We start from the raw sequence: 14,376 nt of genomic DNA on the forward strand, positions 1-14,376 counted from the left end.
GGTACGCGAACGGTACGCGAACGGGAGCAGTCATGGCGCGAACGAGAAGCTTGATAGTGACATCCGAGGCATTTCCCCTGGCCAAGAGCGGCGGCCTAGGCGATGCGGTGACGGGCATGGCGAGCGCGCTGAGCGTGGCAGGCACGGACGTCGGCATACTGATGCCTGCCTACCGGGGCGTGCTGGACCGTGTGGTGGGGCTGCGTCACATTGCGCATCTAGCGGGTATGCCCGGCGGCGAAGCCACGCTGGTGGGTGCCCTGTGCCCTGAGTCGGGCCTGCCCGTTTACCTATTGTGCAACAACGCCCTGTACGACCGTGAAAACCTCTATCTGGATGAAAACGGAGAGTCCTATGCGGACAACGCAGTGCGTTATGCCGCGCTTGCTCACGCCGCGGTACGTGTGGCCACGGGCCTGCCGAACATACGCCGACCGGATATTCTGCATGCGCAAGACTGGCATGCCGGGCTGGTGCCGCTACTGGTGCGCGCGGCAGGGCTGCGCTACGTCAAGACGGTGTTCACCGTGCATAACCTGGCCTTTCAGGGGGTGTTTCCATTGTCTTGCGCCCGCCAACTCGGCGTGCCCGATAGTTATTGCACCGAAGACGGCATCCGCTTCTTCGATCAATTGAATTTCCTGAAGGCCGGTCTACGCTACGCCGACTGCATCACCACCGTCAGCAAAACCTACGCGCGCGAAATCCTGACACCCGAATTCGGGTGCGGGCTAGACCCTCTGCTGCGCGCCAGGGCTGCCGACTTGATGGCCATTCCCAACGGTATCGACGATACCTTGTGGAATCCGGCTCATGATCGCTATCTGGGCCACCTGTCCTATAGCGCCCGCAATCTCACCAAAAAAACGCGGGCCAAGGCCGCACTGCAAAAAGCCTTTGGGTTACATGTGGACCAGAATGCTCCATTGCTGGCCATGGGTAGCCGTTTAACGCATCAAAAAATGGCCGATGTCGCGGCCCAGGCTTTGCCCGACGCATTGCAGCGCCATCCGACCCTGCAAGTAGCCATCATTGGCCGCGGTGATTACCAGTATGAGCGGGCGCTGGAAGCGCTGGCATCGCGCTACCCCGGACGCTGCGCGGTGCGCATTGGTTACGACGAAAGCACGGCCCACCGATTGCATGCCGGCGCCGACATGCTGCTGCATGGCAGTCGCTTCGAACCTTTCGGACTGACGCCCCTATATGCGATGCGCTACGGAACGATCCCTATCGGCTCACGCGTGGGTGGCCTGGCCGATACGATCATCGACCCCGGTGGCCAGGAAGCAGACCGGGTAATGCTGGCAGCCACCGGCGTCCTGTTTGACGGTGATCGCGCCCAGGATATGAGTTTGGCCATCGATCGTGCACTGCGTTTGTACCGCCAACCTGCCGTGTGGTGCAGTATGCAGCGCAATGGCATGGCCTGCGAATTCAGTTGGAGAGCCGCGGTGCGACCTTACCTGGCTTTGTACGACAGTTTGGTGAGCGCCACGCCGCGCGGTCAAGTTCCCGCGCCGCTGATTCGCCCGTTGCCCGTACCGGCGTATACGCGCCGCGCGAATAATGGCATCTCCGTTCGGACAGCATACTGATCATCGTGACAAGTATGGAGAACCGCAAGCACCGTCCCAGCCTATCGTCCCCGTCGTCCGTGCCGACGCAAGAGCCATTGCGTATGTATTACGCGCGTGGCGCTGAATTCAATACACCAGATACCGATCTGGCGCGTCCATGGGATGCGCTGTGCCAACGGGTGCGCGACGGCGGTTTCAATGCCTTGCTCGTCGAACCGCTGTGGCTGCGCCCACGCGGCGGCACCTGGTCAGCCGCGCCGCTGGACCCTGATCAGCCCGATTCCCGTCTGGCCACAGACGCAACACTGTCTGAATGGCTGCAGCGTCTAGCGTTCAGCGGTGCACATCATGATTTGCCGGTATACATGGATCTGGTATTGGATCGTATTGCGGTAGATTCGCCTCTCATTGAACGGCATCCCGACTGGTATCTCGCTCCGGCCGACGATCCCGCCCGCGACCCACGCAGCGCATTGCAAGCGCGTGGAATTCGCCATTTGCGCGACGGCGCACTACCCCAGGGCTTTTTGCACGACTGGATCGAGCGATTGACACGATGGCTGGATGCCGGACTGGCGGGGTTTCGCATCAATGCACCTCAGCGCGTGGATGCTGACGACTGGCACGCGTTGTTGATGCCGTTACGCGCTGCCTTTCCGGATGGGCGTTTCCTGGCCTGGACGCCGGGACTGGATCCACAGCAACTCGAAGGATTGCGCGCGGCGAACTTCGACGCCGTCTTTTCTTCGCTGCCATGGTGGGACTTCCGGTCGACGTGGTTGGCCGAAGAACACGCGCGTCTGCGCGCGGTCGCGCCCGTCATCGCCGTTTCCCCTGAGTTGCCGCCCGCGCTTTCCGAAGCACAGGTTCTGCGCGGACTGTGGGCAGCCGCCATCAGCGGCGACGGCATTCTGATCGAGGGCGGACTCGACGCGCGGCAACGGCTGTATCAGCAACTCAACGCCTGGCTACGCCGCCAGCCAACCGCCGGACCCTTGCGTAGTGCCGCGGGGCAAGACGGAAGATGTACCGTATTGGTGCACCACGATGCCTGGGTCAAGGACGCCGCCTTGGGTGCGCGGGTACTGTTGGCCAACCCCATGACCGACGCACCGGCACGCGTGGACTGGGAACATATCGGTCGTCTGCTACCCGCCGGCGTACCGCAGCACGACGCAGTACCGCCTGCCATGCGCTTACGCGGCGAGCAACTGGGGCCCGGCGCGGCGGCGGCATTCACTGTCGAGCCGCTCACGTCGGTGCAGGCCCCAACCCCCGAGCGTTCTCCCGGCTCGCGTACTCAGCGCAACCCCCGGATTGTCGTCGAGAACGTAGCCCCGGCCGTTGACGGAGGGAAGTACGCCGCAAAATGCGTGGCGCAAGACGTCGTGCGCGTACAGGCTGACATCTACACCGATGGCCACGAAAAGCTCAGCGCCGAGGTACTGTGGCGTGCCGTCGATGAAACCGACTGGCACGCGGAGCCGATGCGCGCCCTGTCCAATGATCGCTGGGAAGCGGCCATCCGGCCATTGCGCATTGGCCGACACGAGTTTGCCATCAGCGCCTGGTATGACACATGGCAAACATTTTGCACGGATCTCAAAAAGAAGCATGACGCCGGGCAAGATCTGACGGCGGATCTGCTGGACGGCGCGGCTCTGCTGCGCGACGCGGTGGTGCGTGGTCGCAAAGCATCCGTCGAGGTTGCGGTATTGACTCCGATCACGCTTGCATCGCAGCGCCTAAGCGATCAGGCATCCCACGAGCAGGTTGAAACGCTGTTCGATAGCCCTCTGTCAGCGGCTATGCAGGCAGTCACCGATAAGCCTTTCCAGTATGTCAGTCCAGCACCCTATCCGTTATGGGTAGACCGACGTGCCGCTTGCTATGCCAGCTGGTATGAAATGTTTCCCCGCTCGCTAGCGCCCCGGCCGCAGATGCATGGCACCTTTGACGACGTGATCGCGCGTCTGCCGGCGGTGCGCGACATGGGATTTGACGTGCTGTATTTTCCGCCGATTCATCCGATCGGCCACAGCCACCGGAAAGGGCCAAACAACAGCCTGGATTGCCAGGAAGGCGACGTCGGTAGCCCCTACGCCATCGGCGCGGCGGAGGGAGGCCACGATGCCATTCACCCGGAATTGGGCTCATTGTCCGACTTCCTGCGTCTGGTCGAACGCACGCACGAACACGGCATGGAAATTGCCCTCGATTTCGCCATCCAGTGCTCACCCGATCATCCATGGCTGGCGCAGCATCCCGACTGGTTCGACCGGCGCGCCGACGGCACGATCCGATATGCCGAAAATCCACCAAAGAAATATGAAGACATCGTGAATGTCTCGTTCTATAAAGGCACCGGGCGACGTACTCGAAAGTCATCGCTATGGCGCGCTCTACGCGATATCGTACTGTTCTGGGTCAACCACGGCGTGCGCATCTTTCGCGTAGACAATCCACATACCAAGCCTTTGCCGTTCTGGGAATGGCTGATCGGCGAGGTCCAGGGCCAGCATCCAGATGTGCTGTTCTTATCAGAGGCCTTTACGCGCCCCAAGATGATGTATCGCTTGGCCAAGATTGGGTTCACCCAGTCGTATACCTACTTTACCTGGCGCAACACTCGGCGCGAACTGACGGAGTACCTGCAAGAACTCTCGACCTCGCCGGCAGCCGATTACTTTCGCCCCAATTTTTTTGTCAATACGCCAGACATCAATCCGTACTTTTTGCAAACGTCAGGTCGGCCGGGTTTCTTGATTCGTGCCGCGCTGGCCGCGACGACGTCGGGATTATGGGGCCTGTATAGCGGGTTCGAATTATGTGAATTTCAGCCTATACCGGGCAAGGAGGAATACCTGGACTCCGAAAAGTACCAATTGCGTCAGCGCGATTGGCAAGCACCCGGCAACATCATTGCGCAGATCACGCAGCTCAATGCCATTCGCCGCGCCAATATCGCCCTGCAAACGCACCGCGGTTTTACGCCCATCGACACCGGCAATGATCATGTTCTGTGCTTTTGGAAAACCACACCATGTCGCAGCAATGTCGTGCTGGTCGCCATCAGCCTGGACCCACACCATGGACAGAACATAAACATGGAGGCGCCCTTCTGGCTATTCGGCCAGCCCGATGACGGTCAATTGCATGCCGACGATCTGCTCAGCGGCAAGCGGGAATACTGGCACGGCAAATGGCGCGACATTGCGTTGCATCCCGAGCAACCTTACCGCCTTTGGCGCCTATCGGTTCACGATTGATACGCGGAGCTTTTATGCCACATGCACGATCTGTCCTCCCGTCGCCACAAGACACGCCGCTCTGGTACAAGGACGCGGTCGTTTATCAGCTGCATATCCGCTATTTCTACGATGCCAACCACGACGGCATCGGTGATTTCGAAGGGCTGACCGCCAAACTCGATTACATTGCGAACCTGGGCGTGGACACGATCTGGCTGTTGCCCTTCTATCCCTCGCCCAGGCGCGACGACGGCTATGACATCGCCGACTATCGCGGCGTCCATCCCGATTACGGCACGATTGCCGATGCGCGCCGCTTCGTGCGCGCGGCCCACGCGCACGGCCTGCGGGTGATTACAGAACTGGTGGTCAACCATACGTCCGACCAGCATCCCTGGTTTCAGCGCGCGCGACGCGCCCGTCCGGGCAGCGCAGCCCGCAATTACTATGTATGGTCCGACGATGATCAGGCCTATTCGGGCACACGCATTATTTTCTGCGATACCGAAAAATCGAACTGGACGCGCGATCCCGAGGCCGGCGCCTATTTTTGGCATCGCTTTTATTCGCATCAGCCCGATCTGAATTATGACAATCCCCAGGTACTGAAAGAGATTATTTCGGTCATGCGGTATTGGCTGGATATGGGCGTCGACGGCCTGCGGCTTGACGCCGTCCCCTACTTGGTAGAGCGCGAGGGCACCAATAACGAAAATCTGCCTGAAACCCATCAGATACTGCGCCGCATCCGAGCTGTCATTGATGCCGAGTATCCCGGCCGCATGCTGCTGGCCGAAGCCAACCAATGGCCCGAAGACGCCCAGCAATATTTCGGCAATGGCGATGAATGCCATATGTCCTTTCATTTTCCGCTGATGCCACGCATGTACATGGCCATTGCGCAGGAAGACCGCTTTCCCATCACCGACATCATCAGGCAGACGCCGGAGATTCCCGCGACCTGTCAATGGGCCATTTTCCTGCGTAATCACGACGAACTGACGCTGGAAATGGTGACGAGCGAAGAACGTGATTATCTCTGGAATGTCTATGCTGCCGATCCTCGCGCCCGCATCAACCTGGGCATTCGGCGCCGGCTTGCGCCGCTGCTGGAGCGCGATCGCCGCCGTATCGAACTGATGAACAGTCTGTTGTTATCGATGCCCGGCACGCCGGTGCTGTACTACGGCGACGAACTGGGCATGGGAGACAACATTCATCTGGGCGACCGCGATAGCGTGCGTACCCCCATGCAATGGTCGCCCGACCGCAATGGTGGATTTTCCCGAGCCGATCCCGAACGTCTGCCTCTGCCGGTGCTGATGGGGCCCTTGTACGGCTATGAGGCGGTCAACGCAGAGGCCCAGCAGCGCGATCCGCATTCACTGTTGAACTGGACTCGCCGCATGGTGGCCCAGCGCCGGCAGTCGCGCGTTTTCGGACGCGGTACGTTGAGATTTCTGTATCCGGGTAACCGCAAGATCCTGGCCTATCTGCGCCAAGACGATGCGAGCACAATCTTGTGTGTCGCCAACCTGTCCAACACCGCTCAACCGGTAGAGCTGGACTTGACAGAGTTCGCCGGCAAGGTTCCGGTGGAAATGCTGGGCGAAAGCCCGTTTCCGGATATCGGCACATTACCGTATCTGCTGACACTACCGCCTTACGGTTTCTACTGGTTCAATCTGAGCGCCGAACATGCGTTGCCCGCCTGGCATGCGCAGCAGCCCGAACAAATGCCCGATCTCATGACGCTGGTGCTACTGGGGCGCGATGGCTTCGCGCTGACAGATTCATCGCGACACGCGTTTGAGCACGATGTGCTGCCCGCCTTTTTGCAGCGGCAGCGATGGTTTCCCGCCGAACACCGTATCAACGTGGCCCGCCTGGTCGCCTATACGCCCCTGGCTGATGGCGACGTCGAACAATATTTGATGACCGAACTGGAAACCGGCACGGGTAGCGCTCGCACACGTCTTCATGTGCCGCTCTCGGTGATCTGGGGGGCCGCGTCCCCGCAGGATTACGTACTGGCGCGCATCCGCCGTGGCGCCGCTGTGGGTGTGCTGGCCGACGCTTCGCGCCAAGAGGGGTACGTGCGAACGCTGGTGGCGTCTCTGCAATCCGGGCATGAGCCACATACGGCGGCCAAGTCGTCCTCGGCTTTATGCTTCTTTCCCGAAGCCGGATTGCGTACCATGGAGTTACCGGCCGACGCACCGCTACAGTGGCATAGCGGCGAACAAAGCAATACCTCCGTCACCGTGGGCGACCAGGCTGTTCTGAAAATCGTGCGTCGCCTCGAACCGGGAATGTCCCCCGAAGTGGAAATGTCACGCCATCTGACCCAGACCGGCTACGCCAATACCCCGGCGCTGCTGGGCGAGGTCGCCCGCCGGGATGCTGATCATTCGATGCGTACACTGGCGTTATTACATGCCTATCTGGTTCATGAAGGCGATGCCTGGACGTGGACGGTCGACTATCTGAAACGCGCGTTGGACGACACGCTCGCCCGCCATGCCAGTGTCGACGCATTCGACGAGGCGCTGGCAGGCTACACCACCGTAGCCAGCACGATAGGACGCCGACTGGCTGAGTTACACAATATACTGGCCAGCCCCTGCGATGATCCCGCCTTCGCGCCACAAATCGCTACCGCAGATGACGCCCAGGCACATGCCGACGCCATCATCGCGATGCTGGACCGCGCGCTCGTTTTGCTACAAGGGTTGGAGTCAACCCTGGACGCCACTGCCCGCGCCTGCGCGGCCTGGCTGCGCGAGCATCGCGACCGTTTGGCTAAACAGCTTACGGAGATGACGCAGGCTGAAACGGGTGCCATGCAATTACGCATTCATGGAGATTTCCATCTCGGCCAGGTATTGCTGGCGCACACCGACGCCTATCTGATCGACTTCGAAGGCGAGCCGGCCCGACCGCTTGCCGAGCGGCGCGGCAAGACCTGCCCGATCAAGGACATAGCCGGCATGCTGCGGTCATTCGATTACGTCACGGCAACCCTCGGTCGCAATGAACCGCTGGGCACCGTGACGGCGCCGGTCCCGGATGACAGCACGGGCGGAGCCCTCGGCGAAAGCCCGCCAGACCGCCGCAGCACCCTTCTGCCACGATTTCGCACACGCGCGGCCGACGCGTTCATGCAGGGCTACCACGCGGCAGCCGACCCGGCGCTTCGACTGCCGCCCGAACGCGAACACGCGCTGCTGCAGGCTGTGCTGATTGAAAAAGCCGCATACGAGATCTGCTATGAAGCCCTCCATCGGCCTGACTGGGTAGCCATTCCGCTGTGCGGCCTGGCCGAACTGGCACGTACCCAACTCATGGCAGTTGCTATCGATCATGAGGAGCACCGCCCATGAACAAAACGGTAAAGGTCGCCCCCCCCACGAGCCTCACGCCTTCAGTACAAGAAGCGTTGCTGGCGGGCCACTATCCTGACGCGTTCGGCGTGCTGGGTCCGCACAGATTGAATGGCCGCACACTCCTGCGCGTGCTGATGCCGGGCGCGCTAGGTGTAGAGGCCGTATTCGCCAACGGCGCCACGCTGTCCTTGCCTCCCATCGGCAATGGCTTCTATGAAGCCGACATCACCAAGCACTGTCACGATGCGCCTGCCGATTATCGGTTGCGTATACGCTGGTCCGGTGGAACCGAAGATATTGACGATCCCTACGCTTATGGTCCGCTACTGGACGATTCGCACCTGGGCATGTTCGCACAAGGTGCGTGGCAATATGCCGCACCGTGCCTAGGCCCGCACCCGTGCAAGGTCGCCGGTGTGACCGGTGTACGTTTCGCGGTATGGGCCCCCAACGCTCGCCGCGTAGCACTGGTGGGCGACTTCAACGGCTGGAACGGGCTACGCCACGGCATGCGCCTGCGTCATACCGCCGGCGTCTGGGAAATTTTCGTGCCGGGCGTGGCGCCGCATAGCCGCTATAAGTACCAGATATTGGGTGCCGACGGCGTTACTATGCAGAGGGCCGACCCCATGGCGCGCCAAACGGAAGCACCACCCGCGACCGCATCCGTCGTGCCTGACGCAACGCCTTACGCCTGGAACGATGCAGCCTGGATGCAAGGACGTGCCTCGCGCCAACGCCCCGATGCGCCATTAGCCATCTACGAAGTCCACGTGGGCTCGTGGCTGAGCGATCCCAACCCCGCGCCACTGTGGGACCGCTTGGCCGAACGCCTGCCCGCCTACGCGCGCTCGCTCGGATTCACCCATATAGAACTGATGCCCATCATGGAATATCCGTTCGGCGGCTCATGGGGCTATCAACCACTGAGCATGTTCGCGCCCAGCGCCCGCTACGGGACACCCGCGGATTTTGCGCATTTTGTCGACGAATGTCATGCGGCCGGACTAGGGGTACTACTGGACTGGGTGCCCGCCCATTTTCCCAACGACACGCATGGGCTGGTCCGATTCGATGGCACCGCGCTGTACGAATACGCCGATCCGCGCGAAGGATTCCATCCCGACTGGGACACCATGGTCTACAACTTGGGGCGCAACGAAGTAAAAGCCTGCATGATCGCCAGCGCGCTGCATTGGTTGCGCGATTTTCATATCGACGGACTGCGCGTCGATGCCGTCGCGTCAATGCTATACCGCGATTACAGTCGCGCGCCGGGCGAATGGATTCCGAATCGGTATGGTGGTCGGGAAAATCTCGAGTCAGTCGAGTTCCTGCGTGAACTGAACACAGCCGTCGCCGCCGAATGCCCCGACGTCATCATGGTGGCCGAAGAGTCCACGGCCTGGCCTGGCGTCACCGCGCCCGTCAGCGACGGTGGGTTGGGTTTTGACTATAAGTGGAACATGGGCTGGATGCACGACACGCTGCGCTATATGCGTCGCGACCCCGTGCATCGCCGCCACCATCATCACGATGTCACTTTCAGCATGGTGTACGCCTATTCCGAGCGCTACATACTTCCCCTTTCTCACGACGAAGTAGTACATGGCAAGGGTTCGCTGTTGGGCAAGATGCCGGGCGGGCACGCCGACCGCCTTGCTCAGTTGCGTCTCTATTACGCGTACATGTGGTCTCACCCCGGCAAGAAACTATTGTTCATGGGCGGTGAAATCGCGCAGGAAAGCGAATGGAATCATGATGCCGCCATCGACTGGCGCCTGCTTGATGATCCCGCGCCGCGCGGCGTGCAGCGGCTCATTGCGGACCTGAATCGTCTCTATGGCGAGCTGCCCGAACTGCATCGACGCGACACGGATCCGTCGGGTTTTGCCTGGATGATCGGCGACGACCAGACCAACAGCGTGCTGGCCTTCGTGCGCACCGACGGCCAGCATTACGTGCTGGCGGTATGCAACTTCACCCCCGTGGCACGTCACGACTATCGCATCGGTGTCCCGCTGGCGGGAAGCTGGCGGGCACGGATCAACACGGATGACGCCATTTATGGGGGTACCGGACTGGCAGAACCTATCCTGGCTAAGACGGATGACGCGCCTGCCCACGGCCAGGCGCAATCGCTATCGCTGAGCCTGCCGCCATTTGCGACGCTGCTGCTGCGTCACGAAGGATGACTATGGCTGACTCGATGCACCACCGACTGACAGCGGGCTCCCCTTACCCATTGGGTGCCACCAGCGATGGCCTGGGTATCAACTTCGCCGTGTTCTCCGCTAATGCGACGCGCCTTGAGCTCTGCCTGTTCGATGAGCGCGGCCGCAGAGAATTGTGTCGGCTGGCACTGCCCGAGTGCACCGACGAGATATGGCACGGCTATCTGCCCGATGCACAACCCGGGCTGGTATACGGCTATCGCGCGCATGGCCCCTACGACCCCCGCAATGGGCATCGTTTCAACCCACACAAACTCTTGCTCGATCCGTATGCGCGCCGCTTGACGGGCGCGCCGCGCTGGTCGGACGCGCTATTCGGCTATCGGATGCAACATACCAAGGCCGACCTCAGCATGGATCGACGCGACAGCGCTATCGCCATGCCCAAGGCCGTCGTCGTCGACGACTATTTCGACTGGGGCCGCAGTGCCCCGCCAGGCACTGCCTGGAATGACACCGTGCTGTATGAGGTGCACCTGCGCGGCGCCACCATGCAACGCGAGGATCTACGCACGCCCCTGCGCGGCACCGCAGGCGCCCTGGCCGATCCGCGCTTTCTGGACCACCTGCACCGCCTTGGCGTGACCGCCGTCGAATTGATGCCCGTACACGCATTCCTGCAAGACCGTTTTCTGATCGAGCGGGGTCTGCGCAACTACTGGGGGTACAGCACCCTGTCGTTTTTCGCGCCTGAGCCGAGCTATGTGCCGCAAGGCGGGCCCAATGAACTCAAGCAAGCCATACGACGTCTGCACGCCGCGGATATTGAAGTGATCCTGGACGTGGTCTACAACCATACCTGCGAAGGCAGCGAGCTGGGACCCACCCTGTCATGGCGCGGGCTGGACAACGCCAGCTATTACCGATTGGTTCCGGGTGATGAACGCTATTACGTCAATGACACCGGCTGCGGCAATACCCTCAATATCTCGCATCCTCGCGTATTGCAAATGGTAATGGACTCGCTGCGCTACTGGGCGTGCACCTATCGCGTGGATGGTTTCCGTTTTGACCTGGGTGTCACGCTCGGGCGCGAAGGCACCGGTTTCGACCCTGGCTCGGGTTTCTTCGACGCCATCCTGCAAGATCCGCAGCTGACACGGCTGAAATTGATATCCGAACCCTGGGATGTGGGGCCCGACGGCTATCAATTGGGCCAACATCCACCCGGTTTCGCCGAATGGAATGATCGCTTCCGAGACGGCACGCGACGCTATTGGCGCGGCGACGACGGTATGACAGGCGAGTTGGCTGCACGACTGACGGGTTCCCGCGATCTGTTTGATCGTCGGCATCGGCGCCCCTGGGCCAGCATCAATTATGTCGCTTCGCACGACGGTTTTACCCTGCGCGATGTCACCAGCTATGCCTGCAGCCACAATGAGGCTAATGGCGAAGAAGGCGCTGACGGCCATGGAGAAAATTTCAGTGCTAATTGGGGCCATGAAGGTCCGACCGACGACGATCGGATTCTGGATTTGCGCTCGCGGGTGCAACACGCGATGTTGGCGACCGTACTACTGGCCGATGGCACCCCCATGCTGTTGGCGGGCGACGAGTTCGGCAACAGCATGGGAGGAAACAACAACGCTTATTGCCAGGACACCCCCGTCAGCTGGCTGGACTGGCAGGATCTGGCGACAGATCCTGGCGCGTCATTGGCGCGCTATACGGCACGCCTGATTGCCCTCAGACGCGCCCATGCCAGCCTGCGCGCGGCCCGTTACGGCGACGCGGGCTACGAAATCGCACCCGGCATTGCCGCCCTGTCGTGGTTTACCGAGCACGGCCAGCCAATGGATCCGCCGGCCTGGGAAGACGCCGAACGCCGGACGCTGGCGATGCGCCGCGCGGCGGCAAACGATGACCATGAGGCGAACGTCACCTTGCTGCTGCTCAACGCCGGCGACGAACCCGTCAATTTCCAGTTGCCATTGCCAACGCTTGCCTGGACCATCGAACTCGATAGCGCTCAACCTTCGCGCCCTACGCAGCCCGCCGATGACCAAGCGCAGGAAGTGGCGGCACACAGCGTGTTGGTGTTAAGCGCCCAGACCCCCAGAGGTACGCCATGAGCGCAACGCCTCCCTCTGCCACGATAGATAGCGCCGCGTCGCCCGACCAGCTGCCCGCGCCGCTCAACGACGCCACGCCGATGTTTGGCGCGCAGGTGATGTCCGATGGCACGACATGCTTTCGGCTGTGGGCACCGTCGGCGCCGCCCTCCCTGGCGCTGGAAATCGAGGGCTTAGCACCTATCCCGCTGCGGCCTGATGCGACGGGATGGATACACACGCGTGTCGACTGCCCGCCCGGCGCGCGCTACCAATACCGGCTCGACACGCAACGAACCGTGCCGGATCCCGCGTCGCGCCGACAAGCCGATGACGTGCATGGTCCCAGTATCGTTACCGCATCGGGCGGCTACGCGTGGTCCCATCCGGACTGGAACGGCCGTCCTTGGGAGGAGGCCGTCGTCTACGAAGTCCATGTGGGCCTGGCGGATGGCTACGCCGGTTTGCAGCAACGCCTGCCAGCGCTGGCGGCGCTTGGCGTCACCGTCGTGCAACTCATGCCTATCGCCGACGTTTCTGGCCAACGAAACTGGGGCTATGACGGTGTGTTGCCCTTCGCGCCAAATCCCCGATATGGCACACCGCTGCAGTTGAAGACGCTGATCGATACGGCGCACGGACTGGGAATGAGCATCATGCTGGATGTGGTCTACAACCATTTCGGCCCTGATGGAAATTACTTGGCCCTATACGCCCGGGAGTTCTTTCGCGATGACATACAGACCCCTTGGGGGCCAGCCATTGACTTCCGGCGACCACAGGTATGCCGCTACTTTGAGGAGAACGCCCTCTATTGGCTGACGGAGTACCGCTTCGACGGTTTGCGGCTTGATGCCGTGCATGCCATCGCCAATCCCGAATGGCTACCCCGCCTGGCACATTACGTACGCAGTCATATTCCTGCATCCCGGCACATTCATCTGGTTGTGGAAAACGACGACAACCGGGCCTCGCTGCTGCGGCAAGGCTACGATGCCCAATGGAATGACGATGGGCACCATGTGCTGCATCATCTGCTCACAGGCGAGACGCACGGCTACTACGCCGACTATGCAACGGAACCTACCGCTATGCTGGCACGCTGTCTGAACACGGGTTTCGTCTATCAGGGACAGCCCACGTTGCGTGATCCCGCACGACGTCGCGGCGAGCCCACGAGCGGCCTACCCCCCACCGCGTTCGTGCTGTTCCTGCAAAACCACGATCAGGTCGGCAATCGCGCCTTTGGCGAGCGCCTGCTGACACTTGCCAACAAGCGTCCCGCCGCCCTGCGAGCCGCCGTGGCGCTGCAACTACTGACACCGCAAATCCCACTGATATTCATGGGCGAGGAATGCGGCTCCGTAGCGCCGTTCCTGTACTTCACAGATTATCGCGACCCGACCCTTGCTCAAGCCGTACGTGATGGCCGACGACGGGAGTTCGACTTTGGCATTCGCGGACAACAACCTGCGAGCCAACCGCTACCGGATCCCAACGAAGCGGCCACCTACACGGCCAGTTACCCGTGGGTAGACACCCCCGACTCGACGCAGTGGCACGAGTACTATCAGGCCTTGCTGGCCGTGCGCCAGCACATGATCGTCCCCCGCCTGGCCGGCACCCACGCCGAAGCGGCCTACGTGTTGGGCTCTTCGGTGGTGGGTGCACATTGGCGCATGAGCGACGGCGCGCGCCTTTCACTGTATGCCAACCTGGGCGATCAAGACGCCGACTCGCTGCAACTTGAGCCGCCCAGCGATACCGCTGTCTTGCTATTCCAGAGTGTTGCCGGTGCATGCGACGCCTTGGCTCGCGCATGCTTACCCGCCGCTTGCACCGTGTGCCTATTGGAGGAAGCACAATGAGCG

6 protein-coding genes are annotated in these 14,376 nt (G+C 61.4%); all 6 read left to right on the plus strand.

Annotation, left to right across the window (positions count from 1 at the left end):
• Positions 1 to 32 precede the first annotated feature (32 nt).
• Positions 33 to 1,598 carry a glycogen synthase GlgA gene (gene glgA, locus ACNAZS_RS23475; RefSeq protein WP_415792947.1) on the plus strand — a complete coding sequence of 522 codons (1,566 nt, stop codon included), beginning with the start codon at positions 33 to 35 and terminating at the stop codon, positions 1,596 to 1,598.
• A 14-nt stretch (positions 1,599 to 1,612) separates the two neighbouring features.
• Entirely contained in the window at positions 1,613 to 4,849 is a 3,237-nt protein-coding gene (locus tag ACNAZS_RS23480) for a maltotransferase domain-containing protein (RefSeq protein ID WP_415792948.1), read from the plus strand.
• Between the two features lie 14 nt (positions 4,850 to 4,863).
• Positions 4,864 to 8,214: a maltose alpha-D-glucosyltransferase gene (gene treS / locus ACNAZS_RS23485; RefSeq protein ID WP_415792949.1), complete on the plus strand. Its 3,351-nt coding sequence runs from the start codon at positions 4,864 to 4,866 to the stop codon at positions 8,212 to 8,214.
• Complete coding sequence (gene glgB / locus ACNAZS_RS23490; RefSeq protein WP_415792950.1) at positions 8,211 to 10,412, plus strand: 1,4-alpha-glucan branching protein GlgB; 2,202 nt, start codon at positions 8,211 to 8,213, stop codon at positions 10,410 to 10,412. The genes treS and glgB overlap by 4 nt, the downstream gene beginning before the upstream one ends.
• Positions 10,413 to 10,414: 2 nt before the next feature.
• Positions 10,415 to 12,526 carry a glycogen debranching protein GlgX gene (glgX, locus tag ACNAZS_RS23495; protein ID WP_415792952.1) on the plus strand — a complete coding sequence of 704 codons (2,112 nt, stop codon included), beginning with the start codon at positions 10,415 to 10,417 and terminating at the stop codon, positions 12,524 to 12,526.
• A gap of 80 nt (positions 12,527 to 12,606) precedes the next feature.
• Positions 12,607 to 14,373 carry a malto-oligosyltrehalose trehalohydrolase gene (gene treZ, locus ACNAZS_RS23500; RefSeq protein ID WP_415792992.1) on the plus strand — a complete coding sequence of 589 codons (1,767 nt, stop codon included), beginning with the start codon at positions 12,607 to 12,609 and terminating at the stop codon, positions 14,371 to 14,373.
• Positions 14,374 to 14,376: the final 3 nt, after the last annotated feature.

Source organism: Bordetella tumulicola (assembly GCF_965138755.1).
GTDB lineage: Bacteria > Pseudomonadota > Gammaproteobacteria > Burkholderiales > Burkholderiaceae_B > Bordetella_A > Bordetella_A tumulicola.

Coding starts and splice junctions, on each gene's coding strand:
- glgA (WP_415792947.1), top strand. CDS start 33: ATGGCGCGAACGAGAAGCTTGATAGTGACATCCGAGGCATTTCCCCTG.
- glgB (WP_415792950.1), top strand. CDS start 8,211: ATGAACAAAACGGTAAAGGTCGCCCCCCCCACGAGCCTCACGCCTTCA.
- treS (WP_415792949.1), top strand. CDS start 4,864: ATGCCACATGCACGATCTGTCCTCCCGTCGCCACAAGACACGCCGCTC.
- glgX (WP_415792952.1), top strand. CDS start 10,415: ATGGCTGACTCGATGCACCACCGACTGACAGCGGGCTCCCCTTACCCA.
- treZ (WP_415792992.1), top strand. CDS start 12,607: ATGTTTGGCGCGCAGGTGATGTCCGATGGCACGACATGCTTTCGGCTG.
- ACNAZS_RS23480 (WP_415792948.1), top strand. CDS start 1,613: ATGGAGAACCGCAAGCACCGTCCCAGCCTATCGTCCCCGTCGTCCGTG.